Origin of the sequence: Floridaenema fluviatile BLCC-F154 (assembly GCF_041929135.1) — a bacterium.
Taxonomy (GTDB): Bacteria; Cyanobacteriota; Cyanobacteriia; order Cyanobacteriales; family Aerosakkonemataceae; genus Floridanema; species Floridanema fluviatile.
Map to the genome: position 1 here is coordinate 77,213 of NZ_JBHFNS010000079.1, position 25,230 is coordinate 102,442.

Here is a 25,230-nt window from a genome sequence, read left to right on the forward strand (position 1 = left end):
TGTGTTCATCTGTGTTTATCTGTGGATATCTGTGGTTAAAAAAACAATATTTCGGACTTAGGCAAAATCTTTAGTGATTCCGCCAACAATTTCACCGCCTCACTAACAACTTCATCAGGCGAAATATCCAAACATTCCATTTCATAAGGACATTGAAATCCATAACAAGGAGAACAATCTGTATAACGGCGTAAAAGCTTTGTTGGCGCATTTCTTGGTTGCCATTGACTTTCTAATTCAGTACCCGAATATAAAACTACCATTGGTTTTAAGAAAGCCTCAGCAATGTGCATAGTTCCCGAATTATTAGCTATAACTAAACTGCTACGTTTAACAATTGCTGCTAGTTCTGGAATTGAAGTTTTCCCTACTAAAGAAACAACATTTTTTTGATTTAAAATAGGTTTGAATAATTCAGTTTCTCGATCGCTCCCCACCACCACAACCTTTAACTTACTTTCCGCTGCTAACTTCGAGGCGACAGTAGCAAAACGCTCCATATCATAGCGACGAGCCGCACAACTAGCACCGGGAGCTAAAACAATAAAAGGCTGATTTGGAGCAATATCTATATTTAATAGTAAGCGATCGCCATCCCGCTGCATTTCCTCAGTTACAACTAATTCCAAATGACGATCTTTAACCAGAAAACCAGCAGATTCTAACAAAAATAAATTGCGATCGACCTGATGACAACCATCTGCTAACGGTTTCACCCATTGAGAAAGTACGCTACCTCCAAACTCTTTTGATTGACCAATTCTTAACGGAATTCCAGCCAAATAACAAATATAAGCTGGCGGATAAGGTGACTGAGAAAAACTCGTGAAAATTAGCGCCGCATCGAAATTTTCCGCCCGAATTTTGGCAATCAAACTTTCTTCCCTAGCGGGATCTAACGGCATTACCCAACTAGCATCTTGCCACACAACTCGCTGGACAATTACTCGATCGACCCCAGGTAATAAAGGCGCAACTTGACTGCCAGCCGGAGATGCCATTAAAGTAATTGAGGCAAAAGGTAAATGAGAATGCAAAATCCTTAAAGCCGGACTAAGCATTACCACATCACCAATATTATCTAAGCGAATTACCAGAATTCGGCGGACATTTTGCCACTCAATTGGTAACATTGGCATCTCCTTTGGCGAGACAGGAATTAGATTTTGGATTGGAGATTTTTCAGCGAAATTTCCTCCTCTTCCTTTCCTCCCATAACTAAATCAAAAGCTTGAGCAATTACCATCTCTGGGGAAATTCCTGAAGTGTCGTAAATGGCACGATGCAGAACTTCATTTAATGGTGCCCAGCGATCGGGATCTGAGATCGTAAACACCACCACACTCGGAACTTTTAAAGCCGCTGCTAAATGAGAAACTCCAGTATCATTGCAAACCACCAACCGCGCACGAGTTAACAAAGTCGCCAAAGCACCCAAATTAGTGCGACCTACTAAATTCAAACTATCAGCTTGCATCTTAGCGGCTACTGTTTCAGTTAACTCGATTTCGTGTTGCGAACCTGTGAGTACCACTCGTAAACCTAAACTCGCCAACTCATCTGCCACCTGTGCAAAACCAGCTGGCGACCAACAACGAAGCGGTGTACTTGCACCCGGATGAATGCAAACAAATTCGCCCTCCCGTAATTCTTGCGCTTCGGGAATTTCTCGCAGTGCTTGTTTGTCTTCCTCCAACAAGGGAAACTCTAACTCCTCCCCTTGGGAAGGCACCCCAATAAATTCTAAAAGCCTTAAATAACGCCGCACTTCTGATTCATGGGCGAGGTAAGGCAAAAAGGATCTTTCATCCGGGCAATATTCCCCAGGTGCGAAAAAGCCCGCACAGACACGAGCAGCAAACAGTTTAATCAGTGGATTAGTGACTGTACCGCTACCGTGCATTTGCATTGCCAAGTCAAACTTCTGACTTTGAACATATTGCAAAAACAGAGGAATTTGTTCTAATTGGGGTGTTAACTCCGGTAATCCCGGAAAACCAGGAAATATCCAGAGTTCATCTAGATAGTGCCGAAAGCGATCGAACAATGGTTTAATCTGCGACGATCCAATCAGAATAATTTGTGCTTCTGGAAAGGCAGCACGTAGCGATCGCCAGGTCGGAACAGCGCAAAGAAAATCACCCAATCCTACCAAAGCACGTAAAACCACTATCCGTTGAGGACGAAACTGTAAGGTTTTAGCAGAATGGAAGAAACGTTCAGGAATCTGATTCACACTTAACAGCTGGTAAAAACATCAATAGGACAAAGTTAACCCAAGAGGCTATTGACCGACAAAGCCTAATTACCCTTGCGTAACCCAGTGAAATTCTTTGCTGTTAAGTAAAATATCCCCTAATTACTGCCTCTACTTCTACCCCAAGAGTTAACTTTTCGCAACAACTCACAGCTAACCTGCTGTTTTCGTGTATTGAAAATCACAAGAAAGGGAATGAGGAAGTGGGGAAAAGTTTTGAGTTTTGAGTTTTGAGTTAGGGAAAGTTTGGGGAGTTTTGAGTTTTGAGTTTTAAGTCTTGAGTTTTGAGTTAGGAAGAGAGTTTTGAATTTTCCTCTCCTCCTGCCCCCCTGCCCCCCTGCCCCCCTGCCCCTCTGCCCCCCTGCCCCTCTGCCCCCCTGCCCCTCTGCCCCCCTGCCTCTTTCTCTAGGATCTGTACCATTGAGCGCAAAGGTTTTAAGCTACTAACTGTGATAATCGCAAAGTAAATAAAACTTAGCCAGTTAACAATTATGGAATTTGTATCAGATCCTCCCGTTGGGAAAAAAATCCAAAAAATGAAACAAAGAGTCAGATGGCAAGAACCAGTAATTGTGAAACGGGGAATCGATCAAACTCGGTTAGTAATAGATGATGGTCAAGAAGATCGGCCAGAATTCTCTTTTTTAGTAGTGGGGGATAGTGGTTCTGGTGCCCACCGCGGACATCACCCGCAACGCAAAATTACTGAACAAATGTTGCTGCATCGAGATAATTGTCGATTTGTGATTCATACAGGGGATGTCGTTTATTTAGTTGGTTCTAGGGAGTACTATCACAAAAATTTTATTGAACCATATCGAGAATTTTTAGTGAATGGGGAAAACCCGAAAAATATTAATTACGATCGAATGCTGTTTAATCAGCCATTTCTGCCTGTACCGGGAAATCACGATTATTATGATTTGCCATTTATTTATGGATTATTAGCACAAACAGCTTTACCTTTGCGTCGTCTTTTTCGTTCCCAAATTGACTTTGATGCTGGTTGGCATGGTTCATTTCAAGGAGAAGCTTATGCCAAAGCTTTTTTAGATTATCTCTGTTCAATTGATAATAGACAAAAGTTGGAGGAACATCTCGATCGCTATTACAATGCCATAACTAAAACCGGGCGTTGTTTACGTTATCAACCTAAAAAATTCACTCGTTTACCAAATCGCTATTACACTTTCCGTTGTGGAGATATTGATTTCTTTGCTTTGGATTCTAATACTTTTAATTCGCCTTTACCTTTGGCGAAAGATGCTGAAGGAGAAGCCAATCGCCGGATATTAGAAAAGCGGCGTGCTGAGGCAAGGCGACAACAGCAAGAAATTTGGCAAAGTATGAATTTTCTGAATGACGATCGCCCCGAAGAAGCCGAAAGATTAGATGATTTACGCACTAAACTAGAACAATTAGAAGAAATTGAAAATGATGTAGATAAACAGTTAAATGCTACCGGAGATGTTACAGTTGATTGGGAACAATTAAACTGGTTACAACAAAGGTTAATTGAATCTTGGCATACAGATTCAGTGCGCGGTAGGATAATTTATTTGCATCATCCCCCTTATGTAACTGAAGCAACAAAGTGGTATCAATCCCAAACTTTAGCTGTGCGCGATCGCTTGCGCGAAGTCTTAGATGAAGTAGCCAAAGCGGTGGGTAATTTAGCTGGCGATCGTCCGGTAGTAGATTTAGTTTTGACTGGTCATGCTCACTGTTTAGAATATCTCCGCACTACTCAAACTGGACACGCGGATTCACATATTAATTGGATTGTTTGTGGTGGTAGTGGTTATAGTTTACGTCGCCAAAGAGAGGAGGGTTTAGAAATAACTGAACAGATCGGAAAAGAGATTCGCACTGTGGCGCGATCGCTACTTTTTATCGGTCGTAACGGTCAAGGTTCCCATAAACGCCGACCTTATTCCTTTTTGCGGATTGATGTGCGATCGGGAACACCTCCTAAATTTGTAATTCGCCCCTTTGTTGCCGAGAGATATCAACAACAATGGTACGAAAGTCAAATCAAATCATTCGAGATTTGAAAACTCTCGAAATTAAACTATTTTCCCAGTTCTTAAAGGTCATCGCATCCACTATAAGGCAGAAAAAATGTAGTTACCTAAACATACAGTTTTCCATCAATAAGTTTAACTAATCGCTCTAAATACTGATGAGCAAAATATATTTTCTCTCCCATTAGGTTGATGCGTATCCTCACCTAAATTTGTTGCAATAAATATTTAGGATATAGCTTAGGGAAACATAAAAATCATGCGTCCATTAAACATAGGATTGTCACAAGAACAACGTCAAGGTGTTATCGATTTACTAAATCGTGACCTGTCAGATGCTTATTTACTGATCATTAAAACCAAAAAATATCATTGGGATGTAGTTGGCCCACAATTCCGTTCTCTACATACAATGTGGGAAGAACAATACACAGCATTAGCAACTAACATTGATGCGATCGCCGAAAGAATTCGCGCTTTGGGTGGTTATCCCCTGGGAACAGCAAAAGGTTTTCTGGAAAACGCTTCCCTTAAAGAAGATGCTGGAAATCTACCCAACGCTTATGGCATGGTAGAAAATTTGGTAGCAGATCATGAACAAGTTATCCGCAATTTGCGCGATCATGTAGACCAAACTGGCGAAAAATTCCACGATCAAGGAACAGCCGATTTCCTAACAGGATTGATGGAAGGACATGAAGAAATGGCTTGGATGCTGCGTTCCTTCATTGAAGGCGAACAAATTTCCCCAGATGGTCAACTATCATCTGATTTAAAAGTACCTGTACAAGCCAATAGCAGATAATTTTTACTCACACTAAACCCCTGATACCCGACTTCTTGAAGAAGTCGGGTATCTCTCGCTATTATTCATCTTCTTCTTTTTGCCATTGCGCTAAAATTTGCCAAGCATTAAACCCCCGATACTGAAGATAATTAACCAATTTACTTTTAGTTTTTGGATCGATATTGCCAAAATCTGTAAGATGATATTTCCGCATTACCTTAGCTTTCAGGTCAGCCAAATCATCTGTTTCTTCATGCTCTTCTTGTGCTAACCAAACTTCCTCAAATACATCACTGGAAATGCCTTTTTCAAAACACTTCCGTTTGACCATAGACTTGCCATACTTCCCTTGAGATGAAGCAATCAAGCTTTCTACTAAACGGGTATCCGACTGATAACCTAAATTTTGCAAATGATTAATAGCGTCAGTAATTTCGCTTGCTTCAAATCCTTTTTCCTGTCCTTTCTTCTCTAATTCCCGGACGCTATATTCGCGACGAGCTAAGAGTTGATAAAAGTAATTAAGACAAGTCATATATAACCTTCATTAATTAAAGAATGGTTAGGAAAAGATTATTTCCTTGTTAATATTCTAGCATTTTACATATTTAATGAATAACTAAAATATACTAGAAATGTTTACAGTAATAATTTCAGTGGTAAAAATTATGTTACTCCATTTAATTGCAGATTACGGTAATGGCGATCCAGCTTTTGCAGAAGTAACGCAACGTTTGTTAGCAGAAATACCGGAAGCGCAGATTAACTGTCTTTCCGTACCGCCTTTTAGTACTTTAGCAACGGGTTTTTGGGTAGGGCAACTAGGTTTAAATAAAGGGCCAAAAAATCGCTTAATTTATCATAACTGTGCGCCGCGACAAGATAACCCAGAAGCAAGGCAAAACAACGAGGGAGAAGGGTTAACTTATGCTTTGTTACCCAATGATGTCAAAGTTGTCGGAGTTTTTGCCGGATATACGCTTTCTTTTATTAAAAATTATGCCCAAGTTTTGCATACAATAGAAGTTTCGCGAGGGGGTTCGCAGTTTCGATCGCGTGACGTTTTTCCGGTTGCGGCTGGTGCGATCGCTAAAGGAGATCTTAGCCTGTTAGGAGAACGATTACATCCCGAACAAATCCCCGACGCACCAACAGATAGAGTAGCTTGGATTGATGGATATGGTAACATTAAAACCACCATTCCTGCCCACACAATTAACTTAAAACCCGAAGAAAAAGTAGTAATTCGAGTTGGCGATGTCGTCAGCGATGCCATATATTCCGATGGCAGTTTTCGCGTCCCAGAAGGGACTTTAGCATTTGCCCCCGGAAGTTCAGGATGGGAAATATCAACCGGAGAAACTATTCGCTGGATGGAACTATTTTTGCGCGGTGGTAGTGCTTGGGAACGTTTTGGTAGACCCCGTTTAAATCAGATAGTAACGCGCCTTTCTTAAATTGTTGATTTCATCATTTTAAATCTTCCATCGGTTCTCAAATCAGTCATTGATCTATCTTCCCAAATCGCCTAAATTCCTATTCAAAGGCAACATCTATGCGTAGGGTGCGTTAACACCAGTGTAACGCACCATCCCACTAAAACATTGGGCGTGAAATACTTGAAAGGCGATCGCAGAAATTTGAGCAACTGAAGTCTGATTCACTACTTAGAAACAAAAACTTTAGCTTCATGTTCGCCTAAATCAACTATTAGCTGATTGTCCTTTGCTTCTACATGATTACCTTCTAACCAATCATACCAATTGCTATGCTCAGGAAATTGATTAACTTTGTATTGAGCTAAATCTCGATCGGAAAAATTAGCGACTACCACTACTCGCGCTCCTTCTTCATTCCAACGGCTATAAGCTAACACTTTATTTTCTGGATCTGTATGGAATAAACTTATATTTTCACTGTAAAGTGCTGGATTTTGTGTTCGCAAGGTAATCAACTTTTTGTAATACTCAAATAAATCATGATTTAGCTGGTTTTCTAACAAATTCCATCTAATAGGACTTGGTTGATCTGTGGATTTAGTTTTGCGTTGGGACTCGCCAAATTCCTCACCCATCCAAATCATTGGTACTCCCACTGCGGTCATTAATAAAACTGCTGCTAATTTCGCCCTTTTAAAAGCATTTGCATCCAAAATACCCACATTAACAAGTTTGCCTAAAAGCCGCTCTCGATCGTGATTTGCTAAATAATTTACCAACTTATTAGTAGTTGCATAATTCTGCTTTTTTGGGTCTAGAACCTCTTGCAATTTGTCTGAATCAAAGACATCATTGCATATATTTTCTGTGATAAACATCCGAAAACTTTCATGCCAAGCTCCGTCCATTGGCCCATTAGGAGTAACGATAGTTGGTTTTTCAGGAATGCACTCACCAATATTATAAAAAGGTTTATTTCCCGCTGCTTTTTTAGCTTCCTGAGTAATCCAGTTAATAAAATCAAAATTCGGTTTTTTAATATCAAGACTAGCAAGTTGGGAAACAGCATCAAAGCGAATACCATCAATGTGATATTCTTGAATCCAAAACCGCACTACATCGCCAATAAATTTCCAAGTTGGACGAATATCTAGTTTTTCATCGTAGAATTCATAATTAAATTCTGGCCCCCAATAATCAGTTTCTTTTTTGTGTTCTTTCTTGGTGGAATAGTACCAGTAATTGCGATCGATCTTGAGCAAAGGACATTCTTCCGCTGAATGATTGTAAATCCCATCAAGGATAACGCGAATTCCTCTAGCATGAGACTCATCAACTAACCTTTTCAAATCTTCCGGGAAGCCATAACTGCACTCTAAAGCAAAGAAATCACTGACTAAATAACCCCAATTATAATTAGCTGGGTGTTCATTTAATGGCATTAATTCTATAGCATTAATTCCTAAGTCTTTGAGGTAATCTAACTTATCGATTACCCGTTTTAATACTTCTCTTTTTTCCGAGTCTGCATCACTACCAGAAAAATCAGCAACGTGCAATTCATAAATTATTAATTCATGATTGTCAGGAAGTGGTTTATCGTCATGTTGCCAAACATAAGTATCAAGAATTCTCTTTCCTTCCTTGACTCGCGCCACAGCACCACAAGTCTGAGGATCTATTTCTGTGGCGTAAGGATCGACTATTTCTACCCATTCTTCTGATAAAGATGAATTATTACTTTGAACCCGAAATTTATACTGATAAATACCATCTTCTAATTCTACAAAAGTCCGAAAATAACCATCCTCACCTTTAGTCATTGAGGTTTCTTGCCAGTTATTAAAAGACCCCATTAAAGTCGCATCTTTATTGTAAGGAGCAAACAAACTAAATTCAATTGAACTTACCATAATTTTCTTGTCGATGTGAAAACTTTTAGTTATAATTTAGGTAGCGATCGCACCAAATAAACCCAGTGAATTGTTGTTATGTAAATTAGTAATTATTAGACTACCACCAAAATCAAAAAAATCACTTCTACCAAAGGAGTGAGAGAAATTTGAAATACTGTGTAATCAAAAATACAAGTAGCAAAGCCCTTAATTCCATAAATCTCTAGCAAAAATCAAAGATATCCATATAAATATCTGTGTTCATCTGTGTTCATCTGTGGACATCTGTGGTAAAAAATCCTAGATCTTTTCAAATGTAACCATGAACTGTTAGCAAAAAATAGTGTAGCTGTTCCTCTTTTACCTTGGAATGAGATTGATGGAACAACTACACAATTGAGTTTGTTTTAAATAGATAGAATTTGGTGCGTTACACTGCGTTAACGCACCCTACGAATTTGCTGTGTTTATTCTCGGCGTTCTTGATAATCTTCTGAAGAAAAAGGATCTAATTCCCAGCGGCGATCGTCCCTTTGATCTAAAATTTCAGTAGTGCGGAGGAAAGCGCGATCGTTCATTTCCAAACCGACAGCAGCACCCAACTCATCAACAATATCTTGATCGGGAGTCGCGACAGTTCCACCCACAGCTTCTTCGCCTACAGAGTCAGCTTGTTCCCAAGCAGCATCCACATCACCACCACTTAATTCTGGACTAGTTGCGTTGTATTGCTTTTCCTCATCTCGCAGTCGGCGCGTACCAATATTGTATCCGGGTTCTGTCTCAATTCCAGTTCCGTAAGACTCGGTAATTTCTGGCGGTAGATTGGAAATTACCTCTTCATTATTGTTTAGGTTTTTATCTGTTTTGTCAGCCATAATATACGCTCCTTCATATTTTTCTAGGTTAGTTTCTTGCCGCAAAATTTATGTCTGACTTTAGAGCGAAACTGATCTATCTCTTTTGAATGACGAGAACTCAGAGCGAAAATACGTAACCTAGTAAGAGATCCGATGAGCGATCGCAACTTTTGTTGAGATAAAGAATATCTGAGGATACCATGCAACGTGATGAATTTTTTAAGCACGTTCAAAGTATTGCCCAGCTTGGCTCTCGTGAAGAAGCCGAGCGTGCAGTTCGTGCCACATTAGAAACCCTAAAAGAACGTATTGTTGGGGATGAAGCTAAAGATTTAGGTTCTCAACTACCAGCAGGAATAGGAGAATATTTGCACGGTAGAGAAGGAGAAAACGGTCAATTCTTTTCCCTACAAGAATTTTATCAAAAGGTTGCTGATAAAGAAAGTGTAGATCCAGTCACAGCTGCTACTCATGCTCGTGCTGTTTTCTCAGTTTTAAATACTGCCGTTACACCTGGGGAATTTGAAGATATTCGTGCTAATCTTTCCGACGATTACTTAGACTTATTACCTTCAGTTAGCCCCAGTTCGGAAGTAATTTCTGGAAGTTAAATTGAACTAATTTTTACCAAAGTAGAGGAAATAAAATGGCACATCATAACGGTCACAGTAATAACAAACGAGTAGCAATTTTAATTGAAACCGGAGTCGAGGATTCCGAATTTCAAGTGCCTTATAAAGCCCTAAAAATGGCGGAATTTGATGTAGTTGTTCTCGGTTCTCGGATGAACAGCACTTATGTAGGAAAGAACGGCAAAGTTTCTCAAAAGCCCGATGCAACTACTACCGAATCTCGTCCCGAAGAATTTGATGCAGTAGTTATTCCTGGGGGAATGGCTCCTGACACCATGCGAAATAATCCCAATACGGTGAGATTTGTTCAACAAGCAATGCAGCAAGGTAAATTAATTGCTGCTGTTTGTCACGGCCCTCAAGTATTAATTGAAGGCGATTTACTTAAAGGTAAAAATGCAACTGGCTATCGTTCAATCCGCAAGGATATGATTAACGCTGGAGCTAATTATATTGATGAACCTTTGGTGATTGAAGGCAATTTAATTACTTCTAGAAGACCGGGAGATTTAGCAATTTTCACCACGGCAATTTTAAGCCGTTTAGGTTATGGTGGTAAAGAAGTAGATTTGCCTCAAGAAAATGATATTACAGCCGAATGGTGGAAACTGGCTGATGCTTGGGGTGGTTCGACAAAAGGCGACATTACTAAAGCTTTGAATACCTCTTTGGCAGGCGAACGTTATTCACATGAAGAGTTTAAGAAATATGCAGAAAAATGCTCTGATGTGGCATTGCGATCGATCTTACAAGAAATAGTCGCCAACAAAGAAAGCCACATTCAAATGTTAGAAGCACGCCTGAATGCACTAGGCGAAAAACCTTCTTTACCAGCACAGGCAGCTGATACTTACGCCAAGCTAAAAACTGCTTTACAAGGTACTGATGAAATGTTCATGCTGCGTACTGCTTTAGGCGATATGCAAACAGCAGTTGTAGATACGTATCAACTAAGTAGTCAACTTACCGATCCAGTTTCTACAGCATTGTTTGTCGAAATTGAAGAAGATTTAGCCAAATATGAACGGCGTTTAGCAGACATTTATAAAGCGCGTTTTGCTGGAGAAATTGCACCAGCAGCTAAACCTTCTACAAGTCCTGCTGTAGGTGTTTAATTGGGGACTGGGGATTGGGGACTAGGGACTGGGAAATTTAGTCTTTAGTTCCCTATATTTTGGAAAAATTAGGAGGTGAAAAAGTGGAAAGACGGTTAGAAGGAAAAGTTGCGATCGTTACTGGCGCTGCAACAGGAATTGGCGAAGCAATAGCTCACAAATTTGCCAAAGAAGGTGCTAAAGTTGTAGTGAATGGTCTCTCCAGCGATCCGGTAGCAGAAGTAGTAGCTGCAATTAAGAAATATGGCGGTCAAGCTGTGGCTTATGTGGGTGATATTTCTGAAGAAAATCATGCTCAAGCTTGCGTTCATGCCGCAATTACTGAGTTTGGAAATCTCCACATTTTAATTAACAATGCTGGCGTTTTCCTAACAACTTCGGAAATGCAAAGTTATCCGGTGGAAGATTTCGATCGCACTATCAGAATGAATCTTCGTTCCGCATTTCTAATGACAAAATATGCTTTACCGCACTTACAAAGAACCAAGGGAAATATTGTTTCCGCAGGTTCAGAAGCTGGGTTTAATGGATTAGCGCAAAATGCGGTTTATGGCGGAACAAAAGGCTGGATGCACTCTTTTATGAAAGGAGTTGCTGTTGAACAAGCTAAAAATGGAGTGCGGGCAAATTGTGTTTGTCCGGGTGCAATTGATACAGCTTGGACGCATAAAGAAACTGGGCCAATGGATGCCAAAATGGAGGAAACTTTAATTAAAGGAACGCCAATGGCGCGACGGGGAACACCGGAAGAAATTGCCAATGTTTATGCTTTTTTGGCATCTGATGAAGCCAGTTATGTAACGGGTGCATTGTGGTTAGTTGATGGCGGCGTAACTGTTGCTAAAGGCGGAGTTGGTAGCGATACACCCAACTATTTACGAGAAGAACCTCAAGGTGAGTTGCGCTTAGATCATTCGTTAGAAGGATTAAAAAACAAAGAAACTCACGCTATCAAGAAATAAGCAAGCGAGGGGGAAGTATGACACCATTTCGCGATCGCAGACAAGCAGGTAAATTATTAGCTGAAAAACTGACAAAATACGCTAATCTTCCAGATGTTTTAGTATTAGCATTACCTCGTGGAGGGGTTCCCGTTGCTTTTGAAGTAGCCAAAACTTTAAATGTGCCACTGGACGTATTTATAGTGCGAAAATTAGGAGTTCCTAGCCATACAGAATTAGCGATGGGTGCGATCGCTACTGGTGGTGTCTGCTTCTTAGATCGAGAAATTGTCAGGTCGTTTGATGTTTCTGATACGGCGATCGATTTAATCAAGCAACATGAAACAAAAGAATTAAAACGTCGGGAAGATAGTTACCGAAAAAATCGACCAGCACCTAATTTTCGCGATCGAGCCATCATTTTAGTAGACGATGGTTTAGCTACTGGTGCCACAATGCGTGCTGCTGTAATGGCACTAAAACCTTACGAACCTAAGTGTATTGTGGTGGCGGTTCCTGTTGCTGCTACTCAAAGTTTTTCTCAGTTTGGCGCAGAAGTAGACGAAGTAGTAAGTGTAATTTTACCTGAAAGACTTTGGGCGATCGGACATTGGTATGATAACTTCTCCCAAACCACAGACCAAGAAGTTTGTTCATTATTAGAACAGGCGAATTATCAACTTTCAACAACTTGAGTATCTCGGAGAAATTCAGCAATGAAGAAGTTAAATTTGCGGAAATTCATAGTTATTTCCCTTGCTACAGTTACACTATTTTTTGGTCAATTTTTTAATTCTGGTAACTCCCTGTTAGCACAATCTGCCGCTATTACTCCAGAGGGTGACTATTATCAAGTAGCCCCAGAATATGCAGGTAAGGGTACAGTTAATAACGTTAAAGGAACCGTGAAAAATGCTACAGAAAATGTAGTAGAAAAGCTGAATTTGAATGAACCACTACCTCCGAGTACGAAAAAGTTTTTAAATCAGGTGGAAGATTCAGTTAATAACACTGCAAAACCAATTACGGGAAATCAAGAAGGATACTTTGAGAAGGAAAACACCCAAATTAGAAGATAGTTAATTAAATAAAAATAGTTAGTCCTTTAATTTCAGGAGATTCAGATTAATGAAAGCAGTTTGCTGGCATGGTGCTAATGATGTCCGGGTGGAAACCGTACCCGATCCCAAAATTATTAACCCTCGCGATGCGATAATTAAGATTACTTCAACAGCAATTTGTGGTTCAGATTTGCACCTTTATGATGGCTTCATTCCCACAATGGAAAAAGGCGACATTTTGGGACATGAATTCATGGGAGAAGTAGTTGAATTAGGCAGCGAAGTTAAGAATGTCAAAATTGGCGATCGCGTAGTAGTTCCCTTCACCATTTCTTGCGGCAACTGCTTCTTTTGTAACCGCGATTTATGGTCGCTTTGCGACAATTCTAACCCAAATGCTTGGATGGCAGAAAAAATGATGGGTCATTCACCATCAGGATTATTTGGTTACTCCCATTTATTCGGCGGATATGCAGGCGGACAAGCAGAATATGCCCGTGTTCCCTTTGCCGATGTGGGATTATTTAAAATACCTGATGGACTCACAGACGACCAAGTTTTATTCCTCACAGATATCTTTCCAACTGGTTACATGGCAGCCGAAAATTGCCAAATTGAACCAGGCGATACTGTAGCAGTTTGGGGTTGTGGCCCAGTGGGACAATTTGCCATTAAAAGTGCTTATTTGTTGGGGGCCCAAAGGGTGATTGCGATCGACAGAATCCCCGAACGTTTACAAATGGCAAAAGAACAAAGTAACGCCGAAATAATTAATTACGAAGAAGTCGATCCAGGCGAAGCATTAAAAGAAATGACAGGCGGAAGAGGCCCTGATGCTTGCCTCGATGCCGTAGGAATGGAAGCACACGGAACCGGACTAGATGCCTTCTACGACAAAGCCAAACAAGCAGTACGTTTAGAAACAGATAGACCGACCGCATTAAGGCAAGTAATGGTTGCTTGTCGTAAAGGTGGAAGAGTATCTTTAGCAGGCGTTTATGGCGGCTTTTTAGACAAAATTCCAATGGGTGCAGCCTTCAACAAAGGCTTATCTTTTAAGATGGGACAAACTCACGTTCATCGCTACTTAAAACCCTTATTGGAACATATCCAAAACGGCAAAATTGACCCATCTTTTGTAATTACCCACAAGATGAATTTAGAAGATACACCCAAAGGCTACGAAATCTTCAAACACAAAAAAGACAACTGCATCAAAGTTGTTTTAAAACCGTAAATACTCATTTACCAAACAACAAAACAGGAGGTTATATGTTACTCAAAAGTAAACAAGATGGTACGCTGATTAAAATTCAGGATACAGAATCTTTGATCAATCCTAATCAACAAGAAATCATAGGAAAAGATCAAGCCGGACAAGAAGAACAAAATCCCGCTACTTATAGCAAACAAGAATTAATTTTCCCATCCGGTGAAAGTCTCCCCCGTTGCTGGTTAGATAGCAACTACACAAAAGCTTAGTTGTAGTCGTAGTCGTAGGGTGCGTTAGTGAAACGTAACGCACCATCCCACTGAGCTTTTAAATAACCAACAATTTGATCGATTACCAAAGGAAAAACCATGCCCGACACAAGTGTAAAAAAAGTAGATTCTACTCATTCTCCTAAAGGCGAAATGGGGCAAAAATATCTGGCTACTGGAAAAAGTCTTTCCATGCGTCTTTGGGAAAATGAACAACCAAGCGATGCTAAACCAGAAGCAAAAAGAGATTACGAAACTGTAGGTTATGTGATTAAAGGTCGTGCCGAATTGCATCTTGAAGGACAGACAATTTTACTAGAACCTGGTAATTCTTGGGTAGTTCCTAAAGACGCATCTCATAGTTACAAAATTCTAGAATCATTCACCGCAGTAGAAGCAACTTCTCCTCCCGCACATATTCACGGACGCGATGAGTAATAGGGAATACCTAAATGTTTGCTACAGATGTCCGATCCCCCCTAGCCCAATACTGCTTAATTGGGTTTTCAAGTGCTCGGTGTAAAATACAGGTAATAAATTCATTTTTTTCAATTAACTAGGTCTTCTTGAGAATAGCAGACCTATTTTTTTCGGACAACAAACTGTCAAACCCTGACGCAGTAGGGGTTTGACAGTTTGTTGTCCCCCCTTCAGAACATTGGCATTTGCTTCAGGAAGTGCGTCAGGAAACCTATCGTTTAGAATTTCTGGATGATGAGGATTTGATTACACCTTTTAACGGTTTAGGTAGGTTTTATAAAGGTCAAAGTTTCTCTCAGCAAGCAGAAGTTTGGTATCAGCAATGTCGGGATATTGTTAAACAAAGATTGGGTGAAGAACATCCGCATTTTGCCGCAGGCTAATAGCCCAAGTCCATTAAAATGGACTAAAAATTTTTGAATCATTACAAGGTTGCGACAATAGCTTCATCTAATATCATATTTAGTGCATCAAACTCGGTTGAGTCCACTGATTAATTCTTGTTCGGTTTCGTTTATTCTTGATTCAGGCGATCGACTAGTTCTAATATTTCTGAAGGAATGGTTATTGATAGGAAAAATTGTTAATTTATTATCATAAATATACTATAAATAATGCTAAAATAAGCAAATATCCAAGAAACAATTGAACTTTACCTTTCATCAACAGAACAATGAAACTGCGACAAAACATAAATGCTTTTATCCGTCCAGGCGAACAGAAAGGCTATGTAGCTGAGTGCTTAGAAATTTCTGTGGTAACACAGGGAGATACATTAGATGAAGTGGCAACAAATATCGTTGAAGCTGTTACTCTCCATTTGGAAGATGAAGATCCGGCTGAATTTGGATTAGTGGCTAAACCGACAATTATATTAACTTTTGAATTACAACCAGAATATGCCTAAAATCAAAAGATTATCGGGTGCAGAAGTAGTTGATATTTTCGCTAATTTTGGCTTTCAGATACACAGCCAAAAAGGGAGTCACATCAAATTGCGTCGCCAAGGAATTGCGGGAAAGGAAACTCTTACAGTACCTAATCATGCAGAGTTAGATACGGGAACTTGTAAAGCAATTTTCAGACAGGCAAGCAAATATATTCCAGAGTCAGAATTATATCCTTATTTTTATAGTTTGTAATCTCTGCGATCGAGTTAAAAGTTAAATTGATTACACCCAAAAATCCGCGATCGCTAATTTTAACATTTGATAACAACAAGAAAATTAGATAGTCTAAGATCGATGAAAGGTAAAACTTAGCTCTGAGGATCGTTTATGAAGAACAAGGATCAGAGAAAAATTTTATCGCTGTTATGTCATGGATCGGTGTTTTTTAGTTTTCTAATTGTGTCAATTGGTATACCAATTGCTGTTTGGTTATTCAACGAAGATCCGGTTGTGCAAGCGAATGCCAAGGAATCTTTGAATTTTCACATTAATCTTTATGTGTATGCGATCGCATTTGCCTTACTAATTTTTCTGTTAATTGGCATTCCGCTGTTGTTTCTGTTAGCGAGTGCCAGTTTTGTCATGCCCATTATTGCTATAATGAAAGTTTATCGTAATCCCCACCGTCCCTATTACTATCCATTTATTATTCGCTTATTGTAGTTTTGCTATAGATTTATGAACCTTTGGCAAGTAGAATATGTAACAACAAATCAATAGCAAAAATTGGCGCTGTTTATGGAAACATCTACCCCAATTGCCGGAATTTATGAAGTATGTATTGGAGTAGAGGATGCCATGCCTCTAATTCAATATTGGGCACAATTTGGTTATGCGATCGGGCAAACTGGAGAATTATCCCCAGAACAAGCATTCAACTTATATGGAGTTAATTCTAGTTTGCGTTCCTTTCGCTTATTTCATCAAGATTCCGACCACGGTTTAGTCCGCTTGATGATTTGGGAAAACCCAACAAATGAAGGGTTAAAATTAAGTTCAATGAAGCTGAAAGGCAACCGTTGGACTACTACATTAACTGCTGATTTAATGAATATTTTAAATCATACTGAAGCAGCAGTAAAAGCAGGTTTACCAATTGTATATACTTTTCCATATTGGGAAATTATCTATAACCAAGATAGACCAACTCGACCTTTTATCGATTCACCTACCGGGGTACGAGAAATGCTATTACTGCAACCTTTAACCCGACAAGTTTTGTTTCAACGCTTCAATTACAGTTTAACTGATTACGGAAAAATTAACGAAGGTGCGCCTTTCAAAGCTAGTCAAATTACTCATTTAGGTATCATTGTTCAGGACGATAGTAAAGAAATCCTACGTTTTTATGAAGAAACATTGGGTTTGCTGCGAGTAAGAGATGATGATGAAACTACTTATAATAGTTCGGCAGCGGCAAGAGAATTTTTTGATTTACAACCGCCAGAAAAGTTAATAGTTACAGCTTTTGACGATCCTCGTTCTTCAACTGATTTTAAAGCTGCACGTTCTGGCAGACTTTATATAATTCGCTTTCCTGAATCTATGAATTTAGAAAGTTGCTTTGAAAAAGCACAACCAGGCTGTTTAGGAATGTCGTTATACACTTATCGAGTGAGTGATATTGAAGAGTACTTTCACCGAATTAAAGAAAGTAATGTGAAAAGATTTTCCGAAATAGAAATTAACGAATTTGGCGAAAAAAGCTTTTCTTTTGTTGCGCCAGATGGTTATTTTTGGACTTTGATTGCAAAATAATTTATGGTGAGTTGTTTATGTTTAGCCGAGTTAACAGTTCAATTCTTTTAATGAGTTTAATTATCGTTATTTGCTTGGGTAACTTAGCGAATGCACAGGCAAACTTAAGCGAAGGAGCAAAAGTATTTATCAATGGAATTGGGCCAATTCGAGTGGGAATGACGGTTAATCAAGCAGCACAAGCAGCGGGAACTAAGTTAGTTCAAATTCAAAGCGGAGGTGAAGAAGGCGGTTGTTTATACTTTAAGCCACAAAACCAACCAAAAGGTGTTAGTTTTATGGTGACAAATAATCAAATTGCTAGAGTTGATATTCGAGAAAACAAACGCATTACTACAGGAAAAGGTGCAAAAATTGGGGATACTGAAACTAGAATTAAGTCACTTTATCCGCGACAAATTGAAGTAACTCCCCATAAGTATGTGCAAAATGGGCATTATTTAACTTTTGTTCCCAAAGATAATGCTGATAAAAATTATCGCGTATTGTTTGAAACTGATGGAACTCGCGTTACTCGTTACAGATCTGGTAAACTTCCAGAAGTTGAATTTGTCGAAGGTTGTCTTTAAGTAAACTGAAAATTATTCCTCAGCTTCAGGAATCGGAAATCTTTCCCCAGCTAAATAAGCATCAAAATGCTTTTTAAAGTATGTCCAAGAAGTCATATCATCATCTAAAGGAGATTTCGGCGCATTTTTATATAAAGGAACTCGCGAGTTAATTTCATCTTGCAGTAATTGCGGTAAATCAGTAAAATCTTTTACCTTCAAACCACTCGCACTGTAAATCAAATTACCAGCTTTATTTCCCATTTTCATCCAAGGTAGCCAAGGGCCGATTCTATCCCAAGCAATAAACATTTCTGACACTGTAACTGTGTCTGGATTTTCTAAATCTTTAGTCGGAACTGTCAGTTTAAATAACTCCGCAGCTTGATAAGTTTCTTGGGGACTGTAATCCTTAAATCTTTCATCTGCTGCTAAAGAATTAGGATAGGTAGGAAATAAATCAAAGACAAAAGTAGTAATTTCACCATTTACTTGTCCGGGAAACTTACCTTTAAAATGTCCTTCTACCGGACTATTAGCTACATGAACTACAGTCACAGTTTCCCCTGTCCAAGGGTTTTGCCATTTATGCAAAATTTCGCCTGTTTCCGGGTCAAGATAATAAGTTAATTCCCGTGAAGTAAAATCCCAACTATCATCATCATTAGCGATACATCTACTAACACTCATCCCCACAATGTTAAACAAACGTTTCTTTTTTTCATTAGGGACAAAAGAGTAGATTGAACCTGTCCAAGTGAGAAAAGTTTGATTTCCATCAAGGGAAGAACGCACTTTCACCCATTCTTTAGTATCAAATTCTTTTACTTGATTGATCATTGGTTAATCCTCTTAATAGGTAATTGTTTTTTGCCACTTTTTCTTCAAGATAACGAAATAACAATAGCCACAAAGGAAGAGAAACGTTCAAAGCAATTAGTCGCATTAAATGCCCAGCTGTGACTATTTCCACATTATGATTTAAGGAGAGGGCGACTAGGATCATTTCTGCTGCGCCTCCAGGTGCGGTGACTAGCATACAAGTTAGCCAATCCCAAGGAGTTAACACCCAGGCGAAAGTAGCAGCAATAAATCCGGCTACAATAGTTAAGCTTACAGGAATTAAAGCATAAACGATCGCTCTTTTCTTAATTTTCGGATTGTTTCCCCAAGCTTCACCAATGCTAATTCCTAGTAATGCTTGACCAATTAAGTTAACGATATAAGGTGGAGTAAAGTTGATCTCATGCAGAAATGGTACAAGATTTAAGAAATAGCTAAAGCTTGTACCTACTACTAACGCACCAAAGAAGAAAGGAGTGGGAATTTGCCATTTTTTAGCTAGTCGCACTACCAAAAATGTGCAGCTTAAGAGGATAATTAGCAACAGTAACGATAAACTACTTGCAGGGAATAAACTTTTGATTGAATTGCTTACAGAAGTAACATTACTGTTAGTTATTGACCGGGCTAATATTGGTATAATAATGACAACGCTGGTTACTCTGATTACTTGAACTAGGGAAACTATGGCAACATCTTTTTTATATTCAGCGGCAAAGCTGGACATAATTCCTACACCACCTGGGGTTGTGGCTAACATAGCTGTGAAGATGTTTGTGCGGCTAACTTTGGAGAAAAAACCGCCAATAAATACGCCAGTTATCATAATAAATAGCGTTAAAAATAGGAAGGTTGGTAATTGTGAGTAAACTGCTTCTAGGTTGCCGTTAGCTATAGAAAATCCGATCGCAGTTCCCACTAAAGCTTGTCCAATTTTTCTGCCTATCGGGTGTGGTTTAATATTCCATTTTGCGAAACGCGAAGTATAAATTGTTAAGGCACCAGCAGCAATGCCGCCAAATATCCAAGTAATTCCTCCTATGGGCAAAATTTTACCAAAAGCAAAACTGAAAGGTAAAGAAAGAAGTAGTTCTAAACCCAAAATTACTAACCAATTTTTTGCTATTCTATTGTTCACAGTTAAGTTTTTATTATCTCCAAAGTTAAGTAAGTTAGTTGCAAGTTTGCGGCATCAAACGATCGATCTCAGCGGGTAAGTTTGATTTGAGTTTCTGTTAATAAAGCCAGATTGACTAAATATTCGCTAGAAGCCATGTTTAGTTAAATTGTGATTCTTTTGTTTTAATATAGCATTAATACCTACATTAAGCTTCTTCCAGTGGAATAAATTCTTGTTCTATTTGGCGATATTTGGGAATACCGATAAATTCTTGGAAATCTTTAAATTGCACCAAGTCAGTAAAATTTGCGGTGGTGCCATGTTCTTTCAATTGGCGGAAACAAGCTGTCATTATTTGAGTTGTGGCTAAAAGTCCGGTGACGGGGAAAAAGGCAATTTTGAAACCCATTTCTTGTAATTCTGGGGCAGAAATTTCCGGGGTTTTCCCACCTTCGACGATGTTAGCAACTAATGGGACGTTGGGGAAGGTTTGTGCGATCGCCTTCAATTCCTCCACCGACTGCGGCGCTTCCACAAACAACACATCTGCGCCAGCTTCAATATAAGCCTTTCCCCGCCGAAAAGCTTCTTCTAAACCCAATGGCCCACGAGCATCCGTTCGGGCGATAATAACTAAACTGCTGTCTCCTCGCGCTTTCACAGCGGCGCGAATTTTTCCAGCGTGTTCCGCCATTGAAATCACTCTTTTCCCTTCAAAATGACCGCATTTCTTCGGCCATTCTTGGTCTTCCAAAATAATCCCAGCTAAACCCAATTGAACGGCATCTTTAACTATTCGCATTACATTTAAAACATTACCATAACCAGTGTCCATATCCGCAATTAAAGGAATAGTTATTGATTGGGCAATTCTGCCAACACTGTACAACATTTCCGTTGCCGTGAGAAAACCGTAATCAGGTAAACCAAGAGTAGAAGCAGCAATCCCAAAACCGCTGGTAGCCGCAACTTCAAAACCTAATTGTTCGACAATTTTTGCCCCCAAACAATCATAAACTCCAGGGATAACGATAATTCCGGGACGTGCAATTAATTGACGTAGTTTTTGTCCTGCCGACATAGAAGTAAATTTGTGAGAGATAGATTTATAATTTTGCCCTAATTTACTGGGCTATTGGTAGTTTTTTTCAGATTTTCGGTGAGAGAGTTGTTAATTAAGTATGCCAGAAGAAAACCAAACCCCGCCTAGACCATCGCGCACTCTAGTTCGTGCGGAACGTCATGTGGCAAAGCACTTACCAGATACACCTCAAATGCTAAAGCTTTTGGAGAAAGAAGGTAAAGCTCATGTTTTTCTGGACGAAGAAACAATGCTGAGAGTCACGCAGGAAATTTTTGACCGAGGAAATTTTATCGGAGTGATACGCAATCACGAACGCTATGGACTATTGTTTGATGAACCAATTGGCTATAGAATTGATAGACAAGGCGATCGCATCCCGCTGTACTACGCTGAAATGAAAATTTTGCGAGTGAAATATCATGTTGTCCCACGACCCAGACCAAGTACAGATAGCTGATTGGAAGTTCGTTGAAACTTGGATCGATCCAACTTTGGAAATTCCTTATTTATTAATGTTAGTTGGGGATATTGCTGGCAATTACAAAGTATACGACCCCAAAGAGAATTATAAGGTGATCTATTCAAGTCGCGACTACGAAGAAGTTAAATTATTCCTGCTTGAAGATGAATACGAACAAGTTGAAGGTCGCTACGAGGAATGAAGTCAAAAATGTGGACTGAAACCTTTTGATTACAACTATTTAGTCCTCTGAAGAGGACTTTCGCTATTAGCCTGCGAATTGATTCGCAGGCGGATTTTGGCACTCGTCCAAGATGGGAATAAACAAAGTAAACTCCGCGCAACACAACACTAAATAATCCAAAATTCTGCTGATAAAATTGCTTCTACATCTTCAGGAAATGGACAATCATCAGGGAATTTGATTTGAGGATAATCTTTTTGGGCATCTGCTAAAGCAACTTGCCAAATTTCGGCAAACACTTCTAATAAATAACCTTGTAAACTAGGAGATTGTTCTAGTAATCTTTGTAATTGTTTGCGTTGTTCTCTGATAGTTAATTCCCAGCTTCGGTAGTTTTCCGGTGTGGGAATGTAACAGCGTTTAAGTAAATGATTTAGGAGAACGTCCAGACGGTTTTTTAACTCTCTTTTGTCTCGTTTGGACAAGCTTTCAATCTCCTCAATTAGATTTTCTAAATCCAGTTCATCAAAGTTTTGTGCTTTCAACTTGGAGACGGTATCTTCTACCCACAAGCAAAAGTCACTTTCGTATAACTTACTTTTATTATCGAGAAACACTCTATCTGTCACTCGGCTACCTCCAAGTTTCGGGGGAATGCTTTTAGTATAAATCAAGCCTTTATACAAGCCTAATTATAACTAACAACTCGCCCTTCAATTGGTTCATATTCATCTTCTAACAACCAAAGTTGGGCTTCTTCGTAAGTTGAACTAGTAAAGATAATTTTGTAACCTTCAGTAGGATCGTATACACAACAATTCCCGGCTTTGTCACCAAGTAACAACAATATATAAGGAGGAAACAGCATTGCATCCATCCAAACTTCGGCAAATTCCCAGTTATTATTCACTAAATCTGGTGCGGGGAGTGACGTGGTATCGATTTTCTGCATCAATTTTCACCTCTCCATAAAATAGTGGGATGATTGAACCATCTGGACTAATTCTATAACCAATGGCTTCCTCGAATAACAGACCAAAACGCTCATAGCCTCTGATAGTTCCAGTGTAATTTCCTCTTTCAATTACGGTTTGAGCAACTCGATTCATTGTAGCTTCGTCGTTGAAAACATGAGCAGCCCTTCCACGCCGCAACAACCTTTGCACTTGAGGCGTATCGGGTAAATGTTTGGGAATATGACGAGTATCAAGAATTAATTCGCGTTCAATGCCACTCATAAATTTGAGAATATCACACGCTACAGTGAGATAATTTGCATAAGTTCTCAGTGATGAGAGATAAATGTAATTGAACAGCCAGTGGATAACTGTTAGTTGCGGAGTTATATATGAGTCGTCTGAGTGTTTTTGCTGCTAGTTTTATGTTTGCAGTTGCTTCTACTTTCCCATTAGGAGAAACTACGCCAACTATATTAAGTGCAATGGCACAGACGACAACAAATCAACAACAAAAAGCTGAGGCGGATAGATTACTTCAACAAGCACAACAGCAGTATCGTCAAAGTCAATTCCGAGAAGCATTACGAAATTTCGAGCAAGCTTTGGTAATCTATCGAGAAATAGGAGATAAAAGAGGGGAAGGGGTGACTCTGAGTTATATTGGCACAGTTTACGATAGTCTTGGACAGTACCCGAAAGCTTTGGAATTCTTTAGCCAAGCTTTAGCGATTTACAGGGAAGTTGGCAACAAGGCGTATGAAGGGACAGTTCTCCATAATATTGGGAATGTTTACAAAAATCTCGGACAGTACCCGAAAGCTTTGGAATACTTAAGCCAATCTTTAGCGATTTTCAAAGAAGTTGGCGACAGGGCGGGGGAAGAAAGGACTCTCGTTGGTATTGGGTTAGTTTACGACAGTCTTGGACAGTACCCGAAAGCTTTAGATTTCTATCAGCAAGCTTTGGCGATTAACAAGGAACTTGGCAACAGGGCGGAGAAAAGGACGATTCTTAATAATATTGGGAACATTTACCACAGTTTTGGAGAGTACCCAAAAGCTTTGGAATACTATCAGCAATCTTTAGCGATTTACAGGGAAGTTGGCGACAAGGCGGGTGAAGGAACGACTCTTAATAATATTGGGTCAGTTTACCGCAATCTCGGACAGTACCTGAAGGCTTTGGAATACTATCAGCAAGCTTTAGCGATTCACCAGCAAGTTGGTAACAAGGCTGTGGAAAGGCTAACTCTTAGTCATATTGGTTACTCACTAAACAAACAAAACCAACCAGAATTAGCCATCGTTTTCTACAAACAATCAGTTAACGTTACCGAAACTATTCGCCAAGATTTACGCAAACTACCCCAAGAACAACAAAAATCCTACACCGAAACTGTTGCATCTACCTATCGCGATTTAGCTAATCTCTTACTGGGACAAGGCAGAATTTTAGAAGCACAACAAGTTTTAGAACTCCTGAAAATCCAAGAAATCCGCGACTACACCCGCAACACTAAAGCGAGTAACCAAACTTCCGGCATCGACCTTAACTCCACTGAAGAACAGATTATCAAAACTCACGGCAGTTTAATCGCTTTCGGGCAAAAAGTTACGGAATGTCGCAAAACTCAATGCAGCGAATTAAGCCAACTCAACGATCAATTACAAGCTTTAACTACTCAATATAATCAAAGCATTGCTACTTTAAAACAAATTATCGCTAACCGTCGCGCCCAAGACGAAAAAGTTCTCGACCCCAACGACTTCGGACGCAAAGCTAGAGAAATTATCGCCGCCCAACCTGGTACTGTGTTAATTTATCCCTTCGTTGTGGAAGATAAAACTTGGTTACTTTTAGCCGCTGAAGGTGGAGTTCTCAAAAGTGTTGAAGTTCCGGTTTCTCGCAAGCAATTAGGGGAAACTGTGTTAAAATTCCGCCAATTACTGCAACGCCCTACTTCCGATATTCAGGAATTAAAAGCTACCAGCAAACAACTTTATGATTGGTTGATTAAACCTTTGGAATCTGAGATTAAAGGGAATAAAAAAGTTACTAATCTGGTCTTTTCCCTTGACCGAGTTACCCGCTATATTCCAATGGCGGCTTTGTTTGATGGGGAAAAATATTTAATTGAAAATTACACCGTTTCTACTATTTTATCAGCTGGGTTGACTGATGTAAGTAGTAGACTTCCCCCAGGCACCGCAAACACTCCCGTTTTAGGACTCGGTTTATCTAATGCAGTTGCAGGTTTTAACCCTTTACCAAATGTACTCGCTGAAGTAGATATGGTAGTCCGCGAAAATGACGCAGATAAAAACGGTATTTATCCCGGTTTAGCTTTCTTA

Annotated in this window: 31 protein-coding genes; 20 read left to right on the forward strand and 11 right to left on the reverse strand. The window is 39.5% G+C overall.

The features are described 5' to 3' along the window. Nucleotides 1–35: 35 nt before the first annotated feature. Together ACE1B6_RS21930 and ACE1B6_RS21935 are read right to left on the reverse strand one after the other, a co-directional pair. Nucleotides 36–1,133: a glycosyltransferase family 9 protein gene (locus ACE1B6_RS21930; RefSeq protein ID WP_413259401.1), complete on the reverse strand. Its 1,098-nt coding sequence runs from the start codon at nucleotides 1,131–1,133 to the stop codon at nucleotides 36–38. A gap of 26 nt (nucleotides 1,134–1,159) precedes the next feature. Then, nucleotides 1,160–2,236 (reverse strand): glycosyltransferase family 9 protein, encoded by a 1,077-nt coding sequence (locus ACE1B6_RS21935; protein ID WP_413259402.1) that lies wholly within the window; start codon nucleotides 2,234–2,236, stop codon nucleotides 1,160–1,162. A 512-nt stretch (nucleotides 2,237–2,748) separates the two neighbouring features. Here ACE1B6_RS21935 and ACE1B6_RS21940 point away from each other — a divergent pair. Both ACE1B6_RS21940 and ACE1B6_RS21945 read left to right on the forward strand, forming a co-directional pair. Further along, a complete protein-coding gene (locus ACE1B6_RS21940) occupies nucleotides 2,749–4,311 on the forward strand; it encodes a metallophosphoesterase family protein (RefSeq protein ID WP_413259403.1) in 1,563 nt (520 codons plus the stop codon). Between the two features lie 229 nt (nucleotides 4,312–4,540). Beyond that, nucleotides 4,541–5,086 carry a Dps family protein gene (locus ACE1B6_RS21945; RefSeq protein WP_413259404.1) on the forward strand — a complete coding sequence of 182 codons (546 nt, stop codon included), beginning with the start codon at nucleotides 4,541–4,543 and terminating at the stop codon, nucleotides 5,084–5,086. Between the two features lie 61 nt (nucleotides 5,087–5,147). On the opposite strand, the gene ACE1B6_RS21950 is transcribed toward ACE1B6_RS21945, so the two are convergent. Next, the gene (locus ACE1B6_RS21950; RefSeq protein WP_413259405.1) at nucleotides 5,148–5,603 is read right to left on the reverse strand and encodes a regulatory protein RecX; all 456 of its coding nucleotides are present in this window, start codon (nucleotides 5,601–5,603) and stop codon (nucleotides 5,148–5,150) included. A gap of 133 nt (nucleotides 5,604–5,736) precedes the next feature. On the opposite strand from ACE1B6_RS21950, the gene ACE1B6_RS21955 reads away from it, so the two are divergent. Then, the gene (locus ACE1B6_RS21955; RefSeq protein ID WP_413259406.1) at nucleotides 5,737–6,525 is read left to right on the forward strand and encodes an SAM hydrolase/SAM-dependent halogenase family protein; all 789 of its coding nucleotides are present in this window, start codon (nucleotides 5,737–5,739) and stop codon (nucleotides 6,523–6,525) included. 206 nt (nucleotides 6,526–6,731) lie between these two features. Here the strand turns inward: ACE1B6_RS21955 and ACE1B6_RS21960 are convergent, their stop codons facing one another. Together ACE1B6_RS21960 and ACE1B6_RS21965 are read right to left on the reverse strand one after the other, a co-directional pair. Beyond that, complete coding sequence (locus ACE1B6_RS21960; protein WP_413259407.1) at nucleotides 6,732–8,420, reverse strand: alpha-amylase family glycosyl hydrolase; 1,689 nt, start codon at nucleotides 8,418–8,420, stop codon at nucleotides 6,732–6,734. 449 nt (nucleotides 8,421–8,869) lie between these two features. Further along, a complete protein-coding gene (locus tag ACE1B6_RS21965) occupies nucleotides 8,870–9,280 on the reverse strand; it encodes a DUF6335 family protein (protein ID WP_413259408.1) in 411 nt (136 codons plus the stop codon). A 182-nt stretch (nucleotides 9,281–9,462) separates the two neighbouring features. Here ACE1B6_RS21965 and ACE1B6_RS21970 point away from each other — a divergent pair, with 182 nt between their 5' ends. From ACE1B6_RS21970 to ACE1B6_RS22035, 14 genes are all read left to right on the forward strand, one after another. Then, nucleotides 9,463–9,873 carry a DUF2267 domain-containing protein gene (locus ACE1B6_RS21970; RefSeq protein ID WP_413259409.1) on the forward strand — a complete coding sequence of 137 codons (411 nt, stop codon included), beginning with the start codon at nucleotides 9,463–9,465 and terminating at the stop codon, nucleotides 9,871–9,873. A 35-nt stretch (nucleotides 9,874–9,908) separates the two neighbouring features. Continuing rightward, the gene (locus tag ACE1B6_RS21975; RefSeq protein ID WP_413259410.1) at nucleotides 9,909–11,009 is read left to right on the forward strand and encodes a DJ-1/PfpI/YhbO family deglycase/protease; all 1,101 of its coding nucleotides are present in this window, start codon (nucleotides 9,909–9,911) and stop codon (nucleotides 11,007–11,009) included. Between the two features lie 83 nt (nucleotides 11,010–11,092). Further along, complete coding sequence (locus ACE1B6_RS21980) at nucleotides 11,093–11,971, forward strand: SDR family NAD(P)-dependent oxidoreductase (RefSeq protein WP_413259411.1); 879 nt, start codon at nucleotides 11,093–11,095, stop codon at nucleotides 11,969–11,971. A 17-nt stretch (nucleotides 11,972–11,988) separates the two neighbouring features. Continuing rightward, nucleotides 11,989–12,645 carry a phosphoribosyltransferase gene (locus ACE1B6_RS21985; protein WP_413259412.1) on the forward strand — a complete coding sequence of 219 codons (657 nt, stop codon included), beginning with the start codon at nucleotides 11,989–11,991 and terminating at the stop codon, nucleotides 12,643–12,645. A gap of 21 nt (nucleotides 12,646–12,666) precedes the next feature. Next, on the forward strand, nucleotides 12,667–13,029 hold the full coding sequence (locus tag ACE1B6_RS21990) for a hypothetical protein (protein WP_413259413.1): 363 nt from the start codon (nucleotides 12,667–12,669) through the stop codon (nucleotides 13,027–13,029). A gap of 49 nt (nucleotides 13,030–13,078) precedes the next feature. Further along, nucleotides 13,079–14,248, forward strand: coding sequence for a zinc-dependent alcohol dehydrogenase (locus ACE1B6_RS21995; RefSeq protein WP_413259414.1), 1,170 nt, complete (start codon nucleotides 13,079–13,081; stop codon nucleotides 14,246–14,248). Nucleotides 14,249–14,283: 35 nt separating this feature from the next. Beyond that, entirely contained in the window at nucleotides 14,284–14,493 is a 210-nt protein-coding gene (locus ACE1B6_RS22000) for an acetyltransferase (protein ID WP_413259415.1), read from the forward strand. Nucleotides 14,494–14,592: 99 nt separating this feature from the next. Then, the gene (locus ACE1B6_RS22005) at nucleotides 14,593–14,931 is read left to right on the forward strand and encodes a cupin domain-containing protein (protein ID WP_413259416.1); all 339 of its coding nucleotides are present in this window, start codon (nucleotides 14,593–14,595) and stop codon (nucleotides 14,929–14,931) included. 239 nt (nucleotides 14,932–15,170) lie between these two features. Then, entirely contained in the window at nucleotides 15,171–15,356 is a 186-nt protein-coding gene (locus ACE1B6_RS22010) for a tetratricopeptide repeat protein (RefSeq protein WP_413259417.1), read from the forward strand. A gap of 290 nt (nucleotides 15,357–15,646) precedes the next feature. Then, complete coding sequence (locus ACE1B6_RS22015; protein ID WP_413259418.1) at nucleotides 15,647–15,880, forward strand: type II toxin-antitoxin system HicB family antitoxin; 234 nt, start codon at nucleotides 15,647–15,649, stop codon at nucleotides 15,878–15,880. Then, nucleotides 15,873–16,115: a type II toxin-antitoxin system HicA family toxin gene (locus ACE1B6_RS22020; RefSeq protein WP_413259419.1), complete on the forward strand. Its 243-nt coding sequence runs from the start codon at nucleotides 15,873–15,875 to the stop codon at nucleotides 16,113–16,115. Before ACE1B6_RS22015 ends, ACE1B6_RS22020 begins: the two co-directional genes overlap by 8 nt. 135 nt (nucleotides 16,116–16,250) lie before the next feature. Beyond that, the gene (locus tag ACE1B6_RS22025; protein ID WP_413259420.1) at nucleotides 16,251–16,586 is read left to right on the forward strand and encodes a DUF4870 domain-containing protein; all 336 of its coding nucleotides are present in this window, start codon (nucleotides 16,251–16,253) and stop codon (nucleotides 16,584–16,586) included. A gap of 75 nt (nucleotides 16,587–16,661) precedes the next feature. Then, the gene (locus ACE1B6_RS22030; protein ID WP_413259421.1) at nucleotides 16,662–17,681 is read left to right on the forward strand and encodes a VOC family protein; all 1,020 of its coding nucleotides are present in this window, start codon (nucleotides 16,662–16,664) and stop codon (nucleotides 17,679–17,681) included. 17 nt (nucleotides 17,682–17,698) lie between these two features. Next, the gene (locus ACE1B6_RS22035; protein WP_413259422.1) at nucleotides 17,699–18,250 is read left to right on the forward strand and encodes a hypothetical protein; all 552 of its coding nucleotides are present in this window, start codon (nucleotides 17,699–17,701) and stop codon (nucleotides 18,248–18,250) included. Between the two features lie 12 nt (nucleotides 18,251–18,262). Here ACE1B6_RS22035 and ACE1B6_RS22040 read toward each other — a convergent pair whose 3' ends face one another. The 3 genes from ACE1B6_RS22040 to ACE1B6_RS22050 form a co-directional block, all read right to left on the reverse strand. Further along, a complete protein-coding gene (locus ACE1B6_RS22040) occupies nucleotides 18,263–19,069 on the reverse strand; it encodes a DUF1838 domain-containing protein (RefSeq protein WP_413259423.1) in 807 nt (268 codons plus the stop codon). After that, nucleotides 19,044–20,210 (reverse strand): AbrB family transcriptional regulator, encoded by a 1,167-nt coding sequence (locus ACE1B6_RS22045; protein WP_413259424.1) that lies wholly within the window; start codon nucleotides 20,208–20,210, stop codon nucleotides 19,044–19,046. Before ACE1B6_RS22045 ends, ACE1B6_RS22040 begins: the two co-directional genes overlap by 26 nt. A 187-nt stretch (nucleotides 20,211–20,397) precedes the next feature. Then, complete coding sequence (locus tag ACE1B6_RS22050; RefSeq protein ID WP_413259425.1) at nucleotides 20,398–21,273, reverse strand: isocitrate lyase/PEP mutase family protein; 876 nt, start codon at nucleotides 21,271–21,273, stop codon at nucleotides 20,398–20,400. A 100-nt stretch (nucleotides 21,274–21,373) separates the two neighbouring features. Between ACE1B6_RS22050 and ACE1B6_RS22055 the strand changes: the two genes are divergently transcribed. Together ACE1B6_RS22055 and ACE1B6_RS22060 are read left to right on the forward strand one after the other, a co-directional pair. Continuing rightward, nucleotides 21,374–21,733 carry a DUF6972 family protein gene (locus ACE1B6_RS22055; RefSeq protein WP_413259426.1) on the forward strand — a complete coding sequence of 120 codons (360 nt, stop codon included), beginning with the start codon at nucleotides 21,374–21,376 and terminating at the stop codon, nucleotides 21,731–21,733. Then, on the forward strand, nucleotides 21,696–21,938 hold the full coding sequence (locus tag ACE1B6_RS22060; RefSeq protein WP_413259427.1) for a hypothetical protein: 243 nt from the start codon (nucleotides 21,696–21,698) through the stop codon (nucleotides 21,936–21,938). Before ACE1B6_RS22055 ends, ACE1B6_RS22060 begins: the two co-directional genes overlap by 38 nt. Nucleotides 21,939–22,087: 149 nt before the next feature. On the opposite strand, the gene ACE1B6_RS22065 is transcribed toward ACE1B6_RS22060, so the two are convergent. Genes ACE1B6_RS22065 through ACE1B6_RS22075 form a run of 3 tightly spaced genes read right to left on the reverse strand, consistent with a single transcriptional unit; the run spans nucleotide 22,088 to nucleotide 23,158 of the window. Further along, the gene (locus ACE1B6_RS22065; protein ID WP_413259428.1) at nucleotides 22,088–22,549 is read right to left on the reverse strand and encodes a DUF29 domain-containing protein; all 462 of its coding nucleotides are present in this window, start codon (nucleotides 22,547–22,549) and stop codon (nucleotides 22,088–22,090) included. 59 nt (nucleotides 22,550–22,608) lie between these two features. Beyond that, nucleotides 22,609–22,872 (reverse strand): hypothetical protein, encoded by a 264-nt coding sequence (locus ACE1B6_RS22070; RefSeq protein WP_459563081.1) that lies wholly within the window; start codon nucleotides 22,870–22,872, stop codon nucleotides 22,609–22,611. Then, the gene (locus ACE1B6_RS22075; RefSeq protein ID WP_413259430.1) at nucleotides 22,823–23,158 is read right to left on the reverse strand and encodes a DUF6972 family protein; all 336 of its coding nucleotides are present in this window, start codon (nucleotides 23,156–23,158) and stop codon (nucleotides 22,823–22,825) included. Before ACE1B6_RS22075 ends, ACE1B6_RS22070 begins: the two co-directional genes overlap by 50 nt. Before the next feature lie 110 nt (nucleotides 23,159–23,268). Here ACE1B6_RS22075 and ACE1B6_RS22080 point away from each other — a divergent pair. After that, nucleotides 23,269–25,230, forward strand: a 1,962-nt coding sequence (locus ACE1B6_RS22080) for a CHAT domain-containing protein (protein WP_413259431.1), incomplete at its 3' end; no start/stop codon positions are given.

Coding starts and splice junctions, on each gene's coding strand:
- ACE1B6_RS21995 (WP_413259414.1), top strand. CDS start 13,079: ATGAAAGCAGTTTGCTGGCATGGTGCTAATGATGTCCGGGTGGAAACC.
- ACE1B6_RS22070 (WP_459563081.1), bottom strand. CDS start 22,872: ATGCAGAAAATCGATACCACGTCACTCCCCGCACCAGATTTAGTGAAT.
- ACE1B6_RS22025 (WP_413259420.1), top strand. CDS start 16,251: ATGAAGAACAAGGATCAGAGAAAAATTTTATCGCTGTTATGTCATGGA.
- ACE1B6_RS21975 (WP_413259410.1), top strand. CDS start 9,909: ATGGCACATCATAACGGTCACAGTAATAACAAACGAGTAGCAATTTTA.
- ACE1B6_RS21955 (WP_413259406.1), top strand. CDS start 5,737: ATGTTACTCCATTTAATTGCAGATTACGGTAATGGCGATCCAGCTTTT.
- ACE1B6_RS21970 (WP_413259409.1), top strand. CDS start 9,463: ATGCAACGTGATGAATTTTTTAAGCACGTTCAAAGTATTGCCCAGCTT.
- ACE1B6_RS21990 (WP_413259413.1), top strand. CDS start 12,667: ATGAAGAAGTTAAATTTGCGGAAATTCATAGTTATTTCCCTTGCTACA.
- ACE1B6_RS22040 (WP_413259423.1), bottom strand. CDS start 19,069: ATGATCAATCAAGTAAAAGAATTTGATACTAAAGAATGGGTGAAAGTG.
- ACE1B6_RS22015 (WP_413259418.1), top strand. CDS start 15,647: ATGAAACTGCGACAAAACATAAATGCTTTTATCCGTCCAGGCGAACAG.
- ACE1B6_RS22020 (WP_413259419.1), top strand. CDS start 15,873: ATGCCTAAAATCAAAAGATTATCGGGTGCAGAAGTAGTTGATATTTTC.
- ACE1B6_RS22060 (WP_413259427.1), top strand. CDS start 21,696: ATGTTGTCCCACGACCCAGACCAAGTACAGATAGCTGATTGGAAGTTC.
- ACE1B6_RS21950 (WP_413259405.1), bottom strand. CDS start 5,603: ATGACTTGTCTTAATTACTTTTATCAACTCTTAGCTCGTCGCGAATAT.
- ACE1B6_RS22005 (WP_413259416.1), top strand. CDS start 14,593: ATGCCCGACACAAGTGTAAAAAAAGTAGATTCTACTCATTCTCCTAAA.
- ACE1B6_RS22000 (WP_413259415.1), top strand. CDS start 14,284: ATGTTACTCAAAAGTAAACAAGATGGTACGCTGATTAAAATTCAGGAT.
- ACE1B6_RS21985 (WP_413259412.1), top strand. CDS start 11,989: ATGACACCATTTCGCGATCGCAGACAAGCAGGTAAATTATTAGCTGAA.
- ACE1B6_RS21945 (WP_413259404.1), top strand. CDS start 4,541: ATGCGTCCATTAAACATAGGATTGTCACAAGAACAACGTCAAGGTGTT.
- ACE1B6_RS21940 (WP_413259403.1), top strand. CDS start 2,749: ATGGAATTTGTATCAGATCCTCCCGTTGGGAAAAAAATCCAAAAAATG.
- ACE1B6_RS22055 (WP_413259426.1), top strand. CDS start 21,374: ATGCCAGAAGAAAACCAAACCCCGCCTAGACCATCGCGCACTCTAGTT.
- ACE1B6_RS22050 (WP_413259425.1), bottom strand. CDS start 21,273: ATGTCGGCAGGACAAAAACTACGTCAATTAATTGCACGTCCCGGAATT.
- ACE1B6_RS22075 (WP_413259430.1), bottom strand. CDS start 23,158: ATGAGTGGCATTGAACGCGAATTAATTCTTGATACTCGTCATATTCCC.
- ACE1B6_RS21965 (WP_413259408.1), bottom strand. CDS start 9,280: ATGGCTGACAAAACAGATAAAAACCTAAACAATAATGAAGAGGTAATT.
- ACE1B6_RS22035 (WP_413259422.1), top strand. CDS start 17,699: ATGTTTAGCCGAGTTAACAGTTCAATTCTTTTAATGAGTTTAATTATC.
- ACE1B6_RS21930 (WP_413259401.1), bottom strand. CDS start 1,133: ATGTTACCAATTGAGTGGCAAAATGTCCGCCGAATTCTGGTAATTCGC.
- ACE1B6_RS22030 (WP_413259421.1), top strand. CDS start 16,662: ATGGAAACATCTACCCCAATTGCCGGAATTTATGAAGTATGTATTGGA.
- ACE1B6_RS21960 (WP_413259407.1), bottom strand. CDS start 8,420: ATGGTAAGTTCAATTGAATTTAGTTTGTTTGCTCCTTACAATAAAGAT.